Origin of the sequence: Murimonas intestini (assembly GCF_024622195.1) — a bacterium.
Lineage (GTDB): Bacteria > Bacillota > Clostridia > Lachnospirales > Lachnospiraceae > Murimonas > Murimonas intestini.
Window position 1 is genome coordinate 83,301 of record NZ_JANKBI010000004.1, and the last position, 16,322, is coordinate 99,622.

The 16,322-nt window shown below is 47.4% G+C and carries 12 protein-coding genes; 1 reads left to right on the top strand and 11 read right to left on the bottom strand.

The genetic code is table 11. The annotated features are described in order from the left end of the window. Positions 1-39 precede the first annotated feature (39 nt). Complete coding sequence (locus NSB28_RS08250) at positions 40-756, top strand: MBL fold metallo-hydrolase (protein ID WP_109626451.1); 717 nt, start codon at positions 40-42, stop codon at positions 754-756. A gap of 77 nt (positions 757-833) precedes the next feature. Here the strand turns inward: NSB28_RS08250 and NSB28_RS08255 are convergent, their stop codons facing one another. The 11 genes from NSB28_RS08255 to NSB28_RS08305 all read right to left on the bottom strand — a co-directional run bounded on the left by NSB28_RS08255 (position 834) and on the right by NSB28_RS08305 (position 16,306). Beyond that, positions 834-3,038: a diguanylate cyclase domain-containing protein gene (locus NSB28_RS08255; protein ID WP_109626452.1), complete on the bottom strand. Its 2,205-nt coding sequence runs from the start codon at positions 3,036-3,038 to the stop codon at positions 834-836. A 67-nt stretch (positions 3,039-3,105) separates the two neighbouring features. After that, positions 3,106-5,643 (bottom strand): FAD-dependent oxidoreductase, encoded by a 2,538-nt coding sequence (locus NSB28_RS08260; protein WP_109626453.1) that lies wholly within the window; start codon positions 5,641-5,643, stop codon positions 3,106-3,108. Between the two features lie 124 nt (positions 5,644-5,767). Then, entirely contained in the window at positions 5,768-6,172 is a 405-nt protein-coding gene (locus NSB28_RS08265; protein WP_109626454.1) for a bacteriohemerythrin, read from the bottom strand. A 112-nt stretch (positions 6,173-6,284) separates the two neighbouring features. Continuing rightward, positions 6,285-8,249 (bottom strand): glycoside hydrolase family 127 protein, encoded by a 1,965-nt coding sequence (locus NSB28_RS08270; RefSeq protein WP_109626455.1) that lies wholly within the window; start codon positions 8,247-8,249, stop codon positions 6,285-6,287. Then, a complete protein-coding gene (locus tag NSB28_RS08275) occupies positions 8,243-8,911 on the bottom strand; it encodes an aspartate/glutamate racemase family protein (RefSeq protein WP_109626456.1) in 669 nt (222 codons plus the stop codon). The genes NSB28_RS08270 and NSB28_RS08275 overlap by 7 nt, the downstream gene beginning before the upstream one ends. 15 nt (positions 8,912-8,926) lie before the next feature. Then, positions 8,927-10,189: an MGH1-like glycoside hydrolase domain-containing protein gene (locus NSB28_RS08280; RefSeq protein ID WP_109626663.1), complete on the bottom strand. Its 1,263-nt coding sequence runs from the start codon at positions 10,187-10,189 to the stop codon at positions 8,927-8,929. Positions 10,190-10,211: 22 nt separating this feature from the next. Then, positions 10,212-11,048 carry a carbohydrate ABC transporter permease gene (locus NSB28_RS08285; RefSeq protein WP_109626457.1) on the bottom strand — a complete coding sequence of 279 codons (837 nt, stop codon included), beginning with the start codon at positions 11,046-11,048 and terminating at the stop codon, positions 10,212-10,214. A 12-nt stretch (positions 11,049-11,060) separates the two neighbouring features. Further along, on the bottom strand, positions 11,061-11,939 hold the full coding sequence (locus NSB28_RS08290; RefSeq protein WP_109626458.1) for a carbohydrate ABC transporter permease: 879 nt from the start codon (positions 11,937-11,939) through the stop codon (positions 11,061-11,063). Positions 11,940-12,022: 83 nt separating this feature from the next. Beyond that, positions 12,023-13,330, bottom strand: coding sequence for an ABC transporter substrate-binding protein (locus tag NSB28_RS08295; RefSeq protein WP_109626459.1), 1,308 nt, complete (start codon positions 13,328-13,330; stop codon positions 12,023-12,025). A 170-nt stretch (positions 13,331-13,500) separates the two neighbouring features. After that, a complete protein-coding gene (locus NSB28_RS08300) occupies positions 13,501-14,553 on the bottom strand; it encodes a response regulator (RefSeq protein ID WP_109626460.1) in 1,053 nt (350 codons plus the stop codon). Then, positions 14,531-16,306 (bottom strand): sensor histidine kinase, encoded by a 1,776-nt coding sequence (locus tag NSB28_RS08305; RefSeq protein WP_148410643.1) that lies wholly within the window; start codon positions 16,304-16,306, stop codon positions 14,531-14,533. Before NSB28_RS08305 ends, NSB28_RS08300 begins: the two co-directional genes overlap by 23 nt. Positions 16,307-16,322: the final 16 nt, after the last annotated feature.

Consider the following 16,322-nt stretch of genomic DNA (forward strand, 5'->3'; position numbering starts at 1 on the left):
ATAATTACCACAAAACACTATATACGGAGGTGCTTCATCATGAAAATACGTTGGATTGGCCAGGCAGGATATGAACTTAGTGACGGTACAACTACGATTCTTTTAGATCCATATCTCTCAGATATCGTAGAGCGCGAAGAAGGCTTGAAAAGGATGGTGACAGCCCCAGTCAACCCTGAGGATATCACTGCAGATGTGCTTTTATACACACATACACATATTGACCACCTGGACCCGGATACTGTTAAAAGCATCAAGAGCAGAGAGGTTCTCTTCGCAGGTCCCGGAAGCGGCCTCCCAATACTGGAAGAGGCGGGCATATCCGCTGCCAGATATATAAACCTGGACCGGGGCGAAGAGAGAAGTTTTGGTGATTTCAAGGTCAGGGCTGTCTTTGCAGACCATACTGATGACAGTGTGGGCTACATAATAAACCACGGGGGATTGACTCTTTATTTCACAGGAGATACCCTGTTTACCCCTCAATTTGAAAGCAGCATACGGGAATTAAAAGACATCAGGATCGATATTCTTTTTGTCTGTATCAACGGAAAGCTGGGCAATATGAATGTGGGGGAGGCAGTAACCCTCACCCGCATGCTGAGTCCTGCCGCTGCAGTCCCCAACCACTATGGCATGTTTGCTGAAAATACGGAAGATCCTGCGCTGTATGTACAGGGTCTGGCGGACAGCCGGCAGGTAATACGCGTCCTGGAATTTAACAAAACATATGAGGCGCCCGAAAATTTTATTTAACTCAATGCAGATCATTACATTATATATCTGCGCAATTTCGCAAAACAGGCTGCCTGATAAGATCTCAGGCAGCCTGTTTATTTTTCCATTTTTTTATATTCAGTAATATCATAACATGACAGAAGTAGCGCCGGACTGTCACCCCAGTGCATTGGAGTAACATGTACCTTTGTCCACACATTATATATTGGATTATAGATCTCGTTGGGACCGCCCTGCCGGAGGGGACATTTCTCACATGGCTCTTCTTTTCTGAAAAATGCCTTGTAACAGGGCATCCCCGGCTTTGCACTTAAAGCCAGCTCTTTCGTCTTATGGTTCAGATAGAGCAGTTCATAAGTATCCCTGCGGATCGCATAGATATAGGCATCCTGGACATCCAGTATAGTGTTCAGCTGAACAGCCAGCTGACGGTCACGGTCAGTTGCCCTCTTCTTCTGGAGGAAAGTGGTGAGCAGCTGGGACACAAGTGACAGGATAGCTATCTCATCCTTTGTCCACAGTCTCGTCCCTGTACATTCATCGAATCCCACAAATCCCCTGAATGATTCATCCTCACTTCTGATGGCGCACTGCAGTGTGGATCTGATTCCCTGCCTTTCAAAAAGTGCCACCTGTGAAGGCGCCAGCGCGTGTATATCACGGCAGTAGAAGATAGCATTTTCACCAAAAAGGTTTTCATAGCCTTCAAGATCAGCATACGGTATCTGCTGCAGATTTTCCTTCTCAGGAGTTATCCCCGCATTACACCACTCGTATGTATTATAGGAATATTTGCCATCATCACTGTTCTCAAATATATATGCCCTGCTGACATCGAATCTCTTCCCCACGATCTCCAGGATGAGATTAATTGCCTGGTCTATATCTTTCGTGTCATAGAGTATCTGAAATACATAGTTGGCCAGGTCACCCGTTGTACCCGTTCCCCTCTCATCCGAATCAATAGCCGCTCCCAGTGAAGAGAAGGCTGACTGCTGGACAGGCACTGACTGGCCGGGTTCATAGATGACATACTGATTCTTTCCCCTGCTCTTTGCCTGATATAAAGCGAGATCGGCACAGTGGTAAAGGGACTGAAAATCACTGCCGTCTTCCGGATACATGGCAACTCCTATACTGCAGCTGAAGGCGATGTTCTGCTTCTCATCCTCAAAGAGATGGCGGAACATATCCAGAAACAGCTCTGCCTTTCTCTTTGCCAGTTTCCTGTCAGGAACATCTTTTAAGAAAACAGTAAACTCATCCCCGCCTATGCGTCCCACAATATCACTGCCGCGTGTCAGCCTTTTCATGCCCGAGGCGAGTTCCGCCAGCACGGCATCTCCAAACAGATGCCCCTGGCTGTCATTTACCTGTTTAAAATTATCAGTATCGATCATGAAGAGGGCCCCGCAGCACTCCGGCCTGTCCTGGAGGTGGCATCTGATCTGCGTCACAGTCTCCTCCCTGTTATACAGCCCTGTCAGTGCGTCTCTCTCTGCCCTGTACTTCAGATTATCTATCAGCCTCTTTTCTTTATCTATATCTGTTATGACACCTACGGCCTTGATCGGATTTCCGGACGCATCATACTGGTCTGTGGCACGGATACGGCACCAGATAAAGTTTCCCTTTGCATCCTGTATCCTGAACTCATCCGTGGAGTATGGCTTGCCGCTCCTTGCATCAGCTATGAGCTGCTGAAATCTGTGCAGATCATCAGGATGGATATGAGAGCGCAGCTTAAGACTTTCCAGGATCCTTTCGTGCACAGGTTCATATCCAAATTTTTTTCCCCAGTTTGCGGAATATATCATAGTATCTGCCAGCATATTCCACTCAAAAATAATGTCAGTTGTCTGGTCCATTATGATCCTGTGGCGCTCTAATGACAGGCGCAGCTCTTCTCTTGCATTTCTCGTCTCTGTCACATCCATCATGACACAGAGGAGCTGTTCTTCTCCATCTGTGCTGATGAGCCGGGCATTGTCCATCACCCATTTACAGCTCCCGTCCCGGCACAGGACGCGGTAGCTCTGTGATGACTTTTCACCTGACTTCAGCTGCTCTGACACTTCATCCAAAACACTCTGCCTGTCATCAGGATGTATCATTTCTATAAAACGGTACTGAAACCGTTCTCCGATCTCATCCCATCCAAATCCAAACATGTCTATAAATCCCTGGTTTACTTCTATCAGGGTAAAATATTCATCATTCAGACACTGCTGTACCCCGCCTGGTATACTGTTGAACAGTGTTTTATATTCCGGACTGGGATACTGCCTGCCGTCTTTCATTTTACTTCCCTCCTCATGACGGCAGCGGCCCTTCCCGGGCCGCCGCCAGATTGTTTTACCCGCTATGTCAGAAGAGCACGCTGCTCAGTTCTTTAAATGTCATTTTCTTTTCCACTGCTTCTGCAAGCGCCGCCATTCTGGAAATATCACCGATCAAAATCACTCCGCAGAGTCTGTTATTGAAGAAATAATACTTCTGGTACTGCTTTTTGCTGCCGTCTTTCATCTCCAGGGTCTTATATATGAGAGATGGGTTCTTGCCTGTATCACCTATGGCATAGAGCGCAGTATTCATACCGTGGAAGGTCAAAGCAGCCGGCACTGTTGTATAAGTAAGCTCTTCGCCCGCCGCATTGGCTCCTGCCACCTTTCCCTCTTCCACAGCCTGGGGCCAGATAGCATAATTGACGCCCTCATACTGGGCACAGTCACCGCAGGCATAGATATCTTCTATGTTTGTCTTCATCTGAGCATCTACTATCACCGCACGCTCCACTGAAATGCCTGCATCCGCCGCCAGGGCGGCATTGGCCCTCACGCCTGCTGAGACGATCACCATCTGGGCCGGGAAGACCGTTCCGTCGCTGAGCCTCACCCCTGTCACATGCTCACCGCCCTCGATCTCCTGTATATTGACTCCGGTATACACTCTGATCCCGTGTGACTCACAGATATCCTTTATCATACTGCTGCCGCTCTCATCCAGCTGGCGTCCCATGAGCTGGGGCGCTGCCTCCAGTACAGCCACGTCACATTTAGCTTTCTTCAGCTCCCAGGCTGCCTCCAGCCCCAGGACACCGCCTCCTATAACTGCCACCTGCTTTATATCAGGAAGCAGTGAAGCTATTTTTTCTGTATCTGAAAGGCGGCGGATAGCGATCACCTCCGGTTTGTCATGTCCGGTGACCGGCGGTATGAAGCATTCACTGCCAAGGGCATAGACCAGCCTGCCATACTGGAGGACAGTTCCGTCGTCCAGCTTCACTTCCTTCTGCGCCGCATCCACAGAGACAACTGTTCTGCCGAGTATCTGGTATATCTTATTCTCCTCATACCAGGACTCTTCCTCGATAGCCACCTGCTCCGGAGTCAGATCCGCCACAAGGGATTTGGTGAGCATAGGACGGTTATATGCAGGATACGGCTCGTTGGAAACCATTACTATAGATCCCGTTTTGTCTCTTTCCCGTATAGCCTTCGCAGCAGAAATACCTGCAGCCCCGTTGCCCAGGATCAGGTACACCTGGTTCGTATCCCTGCGGTATCCGCTCTCTTCTTCCTCCCACGGGATAAAATTCTCTTTTCCCACTCCGCATACAGGGCATACATCCAGGGATGAATCAAAGACCTCTCCGCACACAAGGCACTTTACCAGCTTCCTGGACCCTGTCTTTTTCTTTGGATTCTCTTTTTCCAGAAGAGTGCAGCCAAAATTATATCCATATTCATAGGCATCTGTCATCTGGGCCTCACTTGGTTTGAACCGGACTTTCAGAGGCGGCATAACCTTCATCTTCAGCTGCTCCAGCCTCTCCATGATATGAGGTACGCCCTCCCCGCTCCATCCATAGCTTCCAAAGGCACTTGCCAGCTTCCCGCCGTGGGTTCCGGCAAATATAGATGTAGTCAGGTCCCAGATGGGTTTCAGGGCTTCACCTACAATAGTTGGCGTCCCGAACAGGATGCCGTCGGCAAATCCCAGCTCCTCCAATACCACTGCCTGATCTGCTTCTACCAGGTCATATGAACGCACGTCCACATCGCCGCTGTCCCTGATGCCCTCTGCTATTTTCTCCGCCAGGCTCTTTGTGTAGCCGTAGGCGCTGACGTAAGGGATGATCACGGTCTTCCTGGGATTCGGGTTGACTACTGTGCACCATTCCCGGTAAGTATTCATAATAAAATCTATCTTCTCATCCAGCACAGGACCGTGTCCGGTGCAGATCATAGAAATATCAATATCCCTGATACGGTCCAAAGCTTTCAGCATAAAGGGCTTAAACGGCCCGATGATACAGTCGAAATAATATTTTGTTGCCCTCATGTAGCCTTCATGGTCTGTCACCTTACTTACAAGGACATCGTCAAAGGCATAATGTGATCCGAAAGAATCACATGTGACCAGGATCTGCTCCTCCTCAATATAAGTATACATCGTATCCGGCCAGTGCAGGTTCGGCACGAAAAAGAACCTCAGGTTTTTATCCCCGATCTGCATCCTCTGGTTGTCCCTGACAGCTATGCTGCAGAAATCCCCATTGACGATCTCTTTCAGGAAATTAATTGCACAGCCTGTAGCTATGATCTTCATCTGAGGGCTGTATTCCAGCAGCTTCTCAACGCTTCCGGCATGATCCGGCTCTGTATGGCTGACTACAAGATAGTCGATCTTTGCCACATCTATAAGCTCTTTTAATTTAGCAATATAATCATCAAAAAATTTAACTTTGGCAGTCTCAAAAAGCACTACCTTGTCTCCTGCTTTCATCACATATGAATTATATGTTGTACCGAATTCCGTGTACATAATAATGTCAAACACCCGCAGGTCATGGTCTGCTATCCCTGCCCAGTAAAATCCTTTTCTCAGTTCTAATGTCTTCATTCTTATTGTATACTGCCGCTATTTTGGCAGTCATTCCCCTTTCTGTATGAGTCTGGAAACCTGTAAATGGCAAAAATGACCCCGGCGTCCCCCGCAGGACACCAAGAGTCATTTGTAAATATCTTTAATTTTCCCTGATAAACTGTGCTACCTGTTTGTCCCATACCTGGATATGGTTCAGCAGCCAGTCTACGACATTTTTCTTGACAGCTGCCACAAAAGCATCACTGGGGCCTTCTTCCTCCTCCAGCATTTCCTTTAATTCTTCTACAGCCCTGACAAATCTGCCATGCTGTACTTTGTGTGATTCCAGAAGTGGATATCCGTTCTCTTCCTGAAGCTTTTCCTCATCTCTAAAGTGGTATTCTGTATAATCCATGAGGAAATCCAAAGTCTGGACTGCGATATTCTTTTCCTTGCCGGCCGCGCATGCATCCGTCAGCTTATTTACCCTTGCAATCAATTCTTTATGTTCTGTATCAATCAGTTCATTACCTGTTTCCAAAGACTTGTCAAATTCGATGCTCATATTCTTCCTCCTTATTTGCTAAACAGTAATCTGCATTCTCCACGGCATTTTAACCGAAAATGCCATTCATGAGCTCTATTATAACAAATAGGCAAAACATTTACAAGCATTCTTATTCTACATACATGACGGGCATCCATATCCTCATTTCGCCCATGCCTCTGTTGTCCCAGGCGAAATATGGGATCAGCCTGACATCCACTTCCCGCACGCCACTAAACCTGAATTTCTGATAGAGGGCATTTCTGTCATAGCCTTCTCTGTTCTGGCACAGCGCCTTTCCTTTTAAAGCCGTCATGGACCTTCCCTGTATTTCGAAGGGTTCTGGTTCAAAGACTGCATTGCTGGCAAAGAGCAGGTCATCCATTGTCTCCACATCCACGTCCGGTGTCTCCATACAGTAGACAAGAGGCCCCCTCTCCACTGCTACCTGGCAGCTGTCTTCCTCTACCATGGGATTGGCGGCAGTATACCTGGCCGGCATGTCAAATATGATCTCGATCCGTGTGCCTTCCAGCTTCTCTGCATCCACTCTGTAATATGTACAGGCATCTTCTCCTAAAATCTGCTTTTCGGAGCCGTCAGGCAGCACGATCCTGCCTTTTTCTGCCCATCCCGGTATCCTCACACAGAACCCTGACGGGACGTCCTTCTCAACATCAGTGATCTCCAGCACGATCCTGCCGTCATAGGGGTATCCCGTAGACTGCTTCAGGGTGAACTTAGCTCCGTTTTTCAGCTCAATCTGCGCCTCACTTGCACCGTACATTCCCAGCCACACTGCATCCTCAGACACACTGTATGCATATTCACTTGCCTGGGAGAGCAGACGGGAGAGATTTGGCGGACAGCAGTAGCTCAGGATATATTCGCTCCTTGTCAGCGGCCATATCATCTCATATTCCAGCTTCTTAGCACGGCGCAGCATATTTTCATAGAAATAACGCTTTCCGTCCAGGCTGACGGCTGCCATATTTACATTGAGCATGGCCCTCTCGATCATGTCAAAATATTTAGCTTCCCGCTTGATGTTGAACATCCTGAGGGCCCACATGACAAGGCCTATGGATGCGCACGTTTCATTGTAAGCCGTAATATTCGGCAGCTGATACTCGTAGCCGTATGCCTGGTGGATCTTCTGGTCAACGAAGAAATTCCCATATGGGGACACTCCGTTATAGAGGGCGCCGCAGCCTCCTGTTATATAGATCTTATGGGCATTTAAGCTGTCCCACATCTTATCCAGGACTGCGTCATACTCCTCATCCCATTCCTCAGACAGCAGGTCAGCCACGCCTGCATACAGATAATTGGCGCGGACAGCATGGCCCACGATCTTCTCATGCTTCTTTAACGGCAGCCTGTCCTGGTTGTCATCTGTCCCGTCCTTGACGGAATCTCTCAGTTCGATGGCCATTCTGGCAAGCTCCAGGTACTTCCTGTCATTCGTAGTGCGGTACATCTCTACCAGCCCCATGTAATGCGACGGGCAGACTGCTGTCTGCACTTCACCTGTCCTGGCTGCCTCTTCATACAGATTCTTCAGGTAATCAGCTGTCCTTACAGCTATATTCAGGAAATTATCTTTGCCTGTAACTCGCTTATGAAGGCAGGCTGCAGTAAACATATGCCCGAAATTATACACCTCAAAATCGTTCACATCACCCATCCTGGAGATCCCGTTTGCGCTGCGCTCTCCAATGATCTGCTTAGTGGACAGATAACCGTCCTCCTGCTGTGCCTTCCCGATCAGCTCAATGTAGCTGTCTATCTCTTTTTGCAGGGACTCATCCTTATTTCTGGCTGCCGTATAGATGGCAGACTCCATCCATTTATAGAAATCTCCGTCACCGAATACGGTGCCGTCAAAATCTCCTTCTGCCTCCCCTGCACAGATTTTAAAGTTCTCAACCACATGGCTGATATCCTTACTGTCAAACATGTGCTTCAGCTGGGGAACCATGCCCTGTGCACACATCTTCTCACAATCCGCCCAGAAGCCTGCTGTCCATCTGACCGCATTCCAGGGCAGCTGGGCGGCTTTCGCGTATTTTGATCTCGTGGTATCTGTTAACATCCTTTATTCTCCAATGCTTTCTTCAGCTCTGCAGCCCCGTATCTGGGGCTTGAGACAACAGTTTTTCCATATGTCTGTGATATCAGTTCCTCGCAGTAAGCCATTGACCCCTGGCAGAGCAGGATGACATCCACATCTTCCGCTATCTTTCCCGCATATGATACCATAAGCTCTTTAAACTTTTCCTGGTCAAGGCCGAAAGCCCCTTCCACAAGGCAGTCCACTATCTCCACATGGCGTCCAAGCTCCCTGCTGACACGTTTTACAGTGTTCTTTGTAGGCTCCAGTGTTGTGGGGAGCGTGGCCATGAGGCCTATCCTCCTGCCCCTACGCACTGCGTCCCTGCACATTTCCTCATCGATGCGGACGATGGGCACGCCTGCATACCTGGCAAAATCCTGCATAGAATCAGCTGCCTCGCCCACAGAGGAGCACACATTCAGTATAGCGTCAGCCCCGTCCTTCATAGCCTGCACAAAAAGCTCCGCCAGAAGCGCGGCCGCCTCTGTTGTCACATATCCCGCTTCCCTGGCCTTTGCCAGGATATCGGGATTCTGATAACTCAGGATCTCTGCGTCTTCGCCCAGATTTTTCCTGACCTCAGACTCCAGCAGTTCTATAAGCTCCGGAGTCGTGCTTGTATATACAAGTGCTGCTTTCATTCTTAAGTCTCCTTCTTATTTCTGTGCTTCCAGTTCATCCGCCATGTTCAGGGCAAGTATATTCCAGTTTATGAATCCCCCGTTCATGATCGGCTCTCCTGAAAACGGATTGTAATACTCATGCATACTTCCTGTCTTTTCCAGGTCCTGTCCCAGCAGCTTCAGGCTCTGCCCGCATATCCTGGCCGCCTCTTCCCTGTAGCCGTAGTTGAGCAGTCCCCTGAAAACAATGTAGTTGGCTACCAGCCATACAGGCCCAAGCCAGTTGGAGGGATTATTTGTCACTGAGAGGTCAAACATCTTCTCATCCTTTGCCAGAGTGGTGATCCCCCAGGGGGAGGAGAATGTACTCTCATCCTCAAAGTGTTTTACCAGCTCCGCTGCCTGCTCCTCTGTGGCAAATCCCGCCCACATTGGAAGAAAGCCGGACCATGTGCGTATCTTGATGGGAAGTGTCTTCCAGAACACGCCCAGCCCTTCATGGAACCAGTCGAATTTTCTAGTCTTGATGTCAACATCTACAGAATAAAAGAATTTATCACGCTTGTCATAGCATTCCCTCTGTATGGCCTTCTCAAGTCTTGCCGCCTTCTCCTTGTACCAGACTGCCCTGTCATGGTCCTGGTTCACTGCCTCCAGGATCCTGGCCATGCATTTAAGCTCCTCCGTCATGAAGCTGTTCAGGAAAATATTGGCTGTGGAGAATTTCGGCCGCCCAAAGGAAGCCGGGTCATTATCCATCCCTATCATGATGTCATCGCACCACACATAGAGCTGCGGATTTTCAAAATAGTAATTCTTGTCATAGCACTCGAAATATTTCTCCAGCTGGCCTATATACCCCGCTGCCCATCCATAGTCTTTGCAGTAGTCTGAGATAAGGCAGATCTGCTGGCACAGGAAGGGCTTGTGCATATTCATGAGTATCCCTTCCTTATGCTTCATATTCAGATATGGTTCAGGCCATTTCCCCAGCTCTATCATCATGGGGATATAACCGTCAGGGAGCTGGTGGTCCATAAAATTCCTCACATTTCCCTTGGCGTGCTCTATGATCTTATCCTCAAGCGCACCGCCCTTTAACTTCTTAGCCAGATTCAGCAGACCGTAAACTGACCAGAAGGTGTCCCAGTCCCACACATTTCCATCATATACGGAACCCGGGTCAATGAAGGGATAATGGATGAATCCCACCGGCTTTTTCAGTACTGTGTCAACGTTCTCTTCTATATAGCCGTATATCCTTTTTCTGTATTCTTCCAGCAAAGCTTTTTCCATCTTGATACTGCCCTCCATTGTGTTAGCCCTTAACAGCCCCTGCTGCCATACCTTCCATAACTGTTTTATTCAGGAACATATAGATGACAAGCATAGGCATAACGCTCATTGATACTGATGCGAAGATAGCTCCCCAGTTCTTTGCCCCAAACTCATTCTGGAAATAGAGCAGACCTGTCTGTACTGTCTTCAGGGATGTGTCATTGATAAATGTCATTGAGAAGAGCAGGTCGTTCCATTTAAAGAAGAACTGAAGGACGAGTACTGTCACGATCGCGTTCTTCATCAGAGGCACAACCACGTGCCACATCATCTTATAGATACCGCAGCCGTCGATAACTGACGCCTCCATGATCTCATCCGGCAGAGATCTCAGATAGCCTGTCACCAGGTATATGGACAGTGACAGTCCGAATGCTATGTAGGCCAGGATAAGGCTTGCTCTTGTATTGATCAGCCCCACATTATTGTAGATCTGGAACAGAGGTATCAGGGCAATGGCTACAGGCACCATGATTCCCAGCTGGAAATATTTTGCCACCCTGTCTTTCCACTTCCAGTCCATCTTAGTCACCGCGAATCCCACTGTCACTGCAAAGATCACGATAAACACAAGAGATACCAGGGTATTGATCAAACTGTTCTTAAAGAAAGTGGACATATGTCCCCTTGTCCATGCATCAATATAGTTCTGGACATAAAATCCCTCATTGAGCGCGTAAGCAGGCTTGCTGCTCCACTCAAACCCCTGCTTAAAGGAAGCTGTGAGCATCCAGAAGAGGGGGTAAACTTCTACGATCACTAATAACAGGATAAATACTTTAATCAGTACAGAACTTACTTTAAACTTCTTCTTCATTTTCACGCCTCCTTAATCTTTCTTGTCAAACTTGCCTATGATTGTCGCTCCAATGACACAGATCAGGAATATGACAATGGCAATAACACTGCCGTACCCCACCTTGCTGTAGGAGAAGGAAACATTATACATGTACATGGATAGTGACTTGGTGGCATTTCCAGGCCCGCCGTTTGTGAGCGCCAGGGCTGACTCAAACATCTTCACTGTACCTGAGAAGCTGAATACAAGCGAGGTGATGATGACAGGTCTCAGCAGCGGCGCTAATACATAGCGGAACAGGCTGAAGCCGTGTGCCCCGTCTATCCTGGCTGCCTCCACAACATCCTCTGAGATATCCAGCAGCGCACCGTAGAAGATAACAGAATAAAAGCCCATAGCTACCCAGATATCCATCACGCACAGGGAGCCAAGCGCTGTGGACGCCTGACCGATCCAGGGCTGTACCAGGCTTTTAAGTCCGATACCATCCAGAAGGCTGTTTAACAGGCCATAGTTTGGCTGGATCTCATAAATCTTTGCAAACAGCTGTCCTACTGCCACTGTCGGCAATACTACCGGGAAGAATACAAGTGTCCTGACGATTGTTTTAAATTTCTTCAGCCAGAACTTAAACATCAGCGCCAGAAGAAGCCCCAGGCCCACCTGGCCAAACATAACCACGGCTATGTATTTAACATTTACAATAAGGGCTGCTTTAAAGTTTTTATCATTAAAAAGCATCTTATAATTGTCCAGCCCGCAGAATTCCCACTTCAGTCCCGGTGAACCGGAATACAGGGAATAATACAGGGACCATACTACCGGCAGTGCAACGATGGCTGTATAGAGAACAAGAGCCGGGACAACAAAAAGCGCGATCGCCTTTTTATTTGCTAGTACATTTTTCATCTCTCTACCTTCCTTCTTCTTTAAGAAAGGCACCGGATGTTTGGGGAACACCCGGTGCCTCATCTCAGTTACTGTATGCTCTCTTACAGAGCGCTCATATCATGTGCGTCCTGGATGGACTCCATGTATTCCAGAGCTGTCATATCACCATTTAATAATGTCTGTACATTTTCCTGAGCAACTGTTGATGTCTCACTGTTCATAGTTGCTTCCCACCATGTGAATGCAGACTGTGCTTTTCCGATTTCATCCAGGACAACTTTTGTATATCCGCTTACAGAATCATCAGATACATCATATGTATATCCTTTTAAAGATCCCTGTTTTTCCATAGCTTCATTTCCGATATTCTCTACGAAATATTTCAGGAAATAGCTGCTTGCTTCGTCATATTTGTCTTTGCTGAAGCAGAGGATGTTTCCGCAGTTCATGGAGTACTCATCTGCCGGGCTGATTGTCTCATCTACTACCGGTACATTGAAGAATCCGATTCCGTCTGCTCCTGCCAGGTTTTCAGATTCATTGTTCAGGTTAGATGTGAACCAGCTGCCGTTGTAGAAGATCGCTGCATCACCGGACATAAGCATTGTGCCTGCTGTATTCATATCAACTGTTGTAACGCCTTCTCCGAAGTATCCTGCTGTTGCCCAGTCCTGGATCTTCTGAGCTGCTGCAACATATCCTTCGTCTGTATAGCTTGCCTCACCCTGGTCTGCTTTTGAAAGAGCGTCAGCTCCCATAGTACGTACTGCGTAAGCATTGATCAGACGTGTAACGCCCCATTTGTCAGATCCGCCTGCTGCAAGAGGCTGGATTCCTTTATCACTCAGAGTTTTAAGTACATCTTCGAATTCATCCCATGTATTTGGAACTTCCACGCCTGCTTCCTCAAAGAGAGCCTTGTTGTACCAGAAGCCTTCTACGTTATGTCCAAGAGGAAGGTCATAGATCGTATCTGTGCCGGAAAGGTTCTTCAGAAGAGCTACTGCTGACGGATTCAGGTTGTCCTCGATACCGAGTGTCTTTAATTCAGCTCCCACGTCCACGATCTTGTCTGCTTCGATCAGCTCCACGATCGGCTTGCCTGCTTCATATACGAAGATGTCAGGAAGGTCATTAGAAGCTGCCAGTGTAGCAACCTTCTGTTTTAAGTTATCTGCTGATACCAGCTCATACTCATAGTTGAAATTCGGATTGATCTCTTTATACTGGTCACAGATAGATTTGATGAGCACGCCATTGTCATTGTCCTCTGCCCAGATTGAAAGGATCTTGATTGTTTTCTCTAACTGAGGATCCTCAGTATTTTCAGCTGCAAGTGATACTGATCCGGCTGCCATTGTCATAATCATAGATGCAGAAAGCATTGTAGCAAGTAACTTTTTCTTCATTTTGTTTCCTCCCTAATTATACGTTGTTTTTAAGCATTTTCACGAATCACCTGCGCAGGTTTTTCTTATGTATGTATAATATCACATGGTTTTTTTATTTTAAAGTCAGGATTTTTTAATAATATGTACAGATTTTATATATTCTGTACATATTTTGCCGTCATTTTCCTTTATTTCTTCATCCCCTTAAATTCACTCGGAGTCACTCCCACATGCTTTTTGAAGATATCGCAGAAGTACCTGTAGTTATTATAGCCTACCATCTCGCTCACTTCCGCCACCTTATGGCCGTCCAGCAGATAGCCCTTGGCCTTCTCGATCCTCATCCCCGTCAGATACTTCACAAAACTCATGCCCACCTCTGATTTAAACAGGATGCTCAGATACGCCGGATTCAGGCTTACCTGCTCTGCCAGCTCATTTAGTCCGAAATCCTCATTATAGTGGCTGTCAATATACTCCAGAAGCCTGCTGATGATCCTGTGGCTGCTGGCTGTCTTTCTGGATTCCAGAACCTCTGTCATCTGCTTTACCAGCTCTCTGATATACCCTGCTATCTGCTCCTCATTCTCACATTTCTCAAATTCAGAGTAGGAGACATGGATGCGCCTGTCACTCCTCTGGTCCACAAAGACCTCCACAGCTACGCAGATCATCCTGTAGGCTTCTTTCTTATATACATCTATATCAGAAGCGTAGCTTCCTATGAGACGCAGGTTCTCCTCCACCGCATCCGCGAATTCCCCTGCCTTCTCATCCAGTATGCTGCAGATCATAAGCTCTGTCCTGCCTTCCAGGGCAGTCCTGTATTTCCTGGCAGCATCCCTCTCTTTTTCTTTCTCTTCCTTCCTCTCATTTTCCGTATCGATCATAGAGATCACTTCTGATACCTTCTCTATGGTCACAGGCTTGTCTATATAGCTCTTTACCCCAAGCGTCAGCGCCCTTCTGGCGTATTCAAACTCTGTATACCCGCTGATCACAATAAAACTGGTATCCGGCAGGAATTCCTTCGCCTCCTCTATGAGGGACAATCCGTCCAGACCAGGTATCCTGATATCTGTAATGACAATGTCGGGCCTCTCTCTGCGTATCACTTCCAGGGCCTCTATTCCGTCATAAGCAAATCCCACCACCTCACAGTTGAGCTTCTCCCTCTGGATAATGGCCTTTATCCCCTCCACTACAATATACTCATCATCAATTACCACTAACCGGTGCATCTTTCTCCTCCTTTACTATCGGCAAAATAAAGGTTGCCGTTGTTCCCACATTCACCTCACTTGTAAAGTTTACCGTATATCCGTCCCCATAAAACAGCCTGATGCGCTCTCTGATATTGCGTACTCCGTAGCCTTTCTCCAGCTCTGCCATATCCTTTATCCCCACACCATTGTCGCTCAGGATGAAATGCAGAGAATCACCGTCCCTGTATCCCTTCACGCTTATCCTTCCGTTTCCGCGTTTTGCCTCCAGGCCGTGGTACATGGAGTTTTCCACAACAGGCTGAAGGATAAAGCTGAGTATCTTCAGATCCATGATGTCCTCAGCCACGTCCAGCACAAATTCAAATCTCCCGTGATAACGCATGTTCTGGATCTTCATATAAGCCTTTATCTTCGCTATCTCGTCCTTAACATAGATCAGCTTGTTTCCCTGGTTCAGGCTCAGTTTAAAGGTGTCAGACAGCGCCATGACCATCTCCGCCATATCGTCAGCATTGTGGATGACCGCCATAAAATAGAGTGAATCCAGAGTATTATAAAGGAAATGTGGATTGATCTGGGACTGGAGGAGCAGCAGCTCCGCCTCCCTCTCCTTGATCTCAGTATTCAGCAGGCGTTCGCGCAGCTCCAGATTATTTGTCACCATGCCCTTGAATTTATTTCCTATCTTACCGATCTCACTGTCGTCAAACTCCGCCTCTATCTTATAATTTCCTTCACCCACTGCCTCAATAGTCTTCTCCAGGGCATCCAGCGGATGGATGATCCTCCTTGAGATAGCAGCTGATACATAGAAACTGAAAGCTATCAGGCTGATACCCGCCAAAAGCGTGATCCATCCTATATAACTGCTGTCATGGCTCAGTTCGCTCTTTTCAATTACATTTATGATCTCCCAGCCTGTAGTTATATTCTGGTAAGCGCTGTACAGATATCTGTTCTCCCTGTCTTCCGTATAATCTTCAAGGATATCGTCCTTCGCTTCCTGGGCGCCATTATAATAGACAAGGGGGACAGGGGCCTCCCCATCCCATTTCGTCTTCTGCACATCAAGTATCATATACCTGTTAGTGACATATCCTTCATTTTTTGTGCCAAATGCCTTCTCAAACATAGTCTTCCTGGTATTCAGCACAAGATACCCCATAGTCTTGTGGCTGTACGGATTGATGAGCATCTTGACCATGGAGAAGCAGTCATTCGCCTCATCATCATAGAGCACATTATAACCGAAGAAGACTTCCTTTCCCCGTGCCTCCCCGGCTGTCTCTACCCAGTCCTCTTCCAGGATATTGTCCGTTCTGTAGTAATGGTTTACTTTCGACGTAGTCCTGCTGTTCTTTGTATAATAGCGCATGTTTCCATTACTGTTCACCACCAGAGCTGACTGGATAGCTGATTCATATGACACGATCTCGCCCAGTATGCGTTCCAGCTTCAGGTTGTTGTAGCTGGAAAAATATGCATTAGTGCTCGTCTCATTCTCCATAACATCCACAAAACTCTCATCTGTCAAAAGCCCCCTGGACTGTTCGATCATGGGCTTTAGCTGGATATCTATGATATTGCTGGAGACCTGAAGGTTATTCAGGTGCAGATTCTGGTAATTATTCTCCATTGTTTTTTTAGACAGGATAAATATGACAACGCCAAGAACAGCCGTTGTCAGGATCGACACGACTGCCATTGACCAGAATATTTGATTTCTGATGCTGAGACCACGCATTTTTTTAACCCACTTTTTCATCATTCCCTCATATCCGGGA

Excerpts from the sequence above, each read along its gene's own strand:
- NSB28_RS08250 (WP_109626451.1), top strand. The coding sequence starts at position 40 with ATGAAAATACGTTGGATTGGCCAGGCAGGATATGAACTTAGTGACGGT.
- NSB28_RS08255 (WP_109626452.1), bottom strand. The coding sequence starts at position 3,038 with ATGAAAGACGGCAGGCAGTATCCCAGTCCGGAATATAAAACACTGTTC.
- NSB28_RS08260 (WP_109626453.1), bottom strand. The coding sequence starts at position 5,643 with ATGAAGACATTAGAACTGAGAAAAGGATTTTACTGGGCAGGGATAGCA.
- NSB28_RS08265 (WP_109626454.1), bottom strand. The coding sequence starts at position 6,172 with ATGAGCATCGAATTTGACAAGTCTTTGGAAACAGGTAATGAACTGATT.
- NSB28_RS08270 (WP_109626455.1), bottom strand. The coding sequence starts at position 8,249 with ATGTTAACAGATACCACGAGATCAAAATACGCGAAAGCCGCCCAGCTG.
- NSB28_RS08275 (WP_109626456.1), bottom strand. The coding sequence starts at position 8,911 with ATGAAAGCAGCACTTGTATATACAAGCACGACTCCGGAGCTTATAGAA.
- NSB28_RS08280 (WP_109626663.1), bottom strand. The coding sequence starts at position 10,189 with ATGGAAAAAGCTTTGCTGGAAGAATACAGAAAAAGGATATACGGCTAT.
- NSB28_RS08285 (WP_109626457.1), bottom strand. The coding sequence starts at position 11,048 with ATGAAGAAGAAGTTTAAAGTAAGTTCTGTACTGATTAAAGTATTTATC.
- NSB28_RS08290 (WP_109626458.1), bottom strand. The coding sequence starts at position 11,939 with ATGAAAAATGTACTAGCAAATAAAAAGGCGATCGCGCTTTTTGTTGTC.
- NSB28_RS08295 (WP_109626459.1), bottom strand. The coding sequence starts at position 13,330 with ATGAAGAAAAAGTTACTTGCTACAATGCTTTCTGCATCTATGATTATG.
- NSB28_RS08300 (WP_109626460.1), bottom strand. The coding sequence starts at position 14,553 with ATGCACCGGTTAGTGGTAATTGATGATGAGTATATTGTAGTGGAGGGG.
- NSB28_RS08305 (WP_148410643.1), bottom strand. The coding sequence starts at position 16,306 with ATGATGAAAAAGTGGGTTAAAAAAATGCGTGGTCTCAGCATCAGAAAT.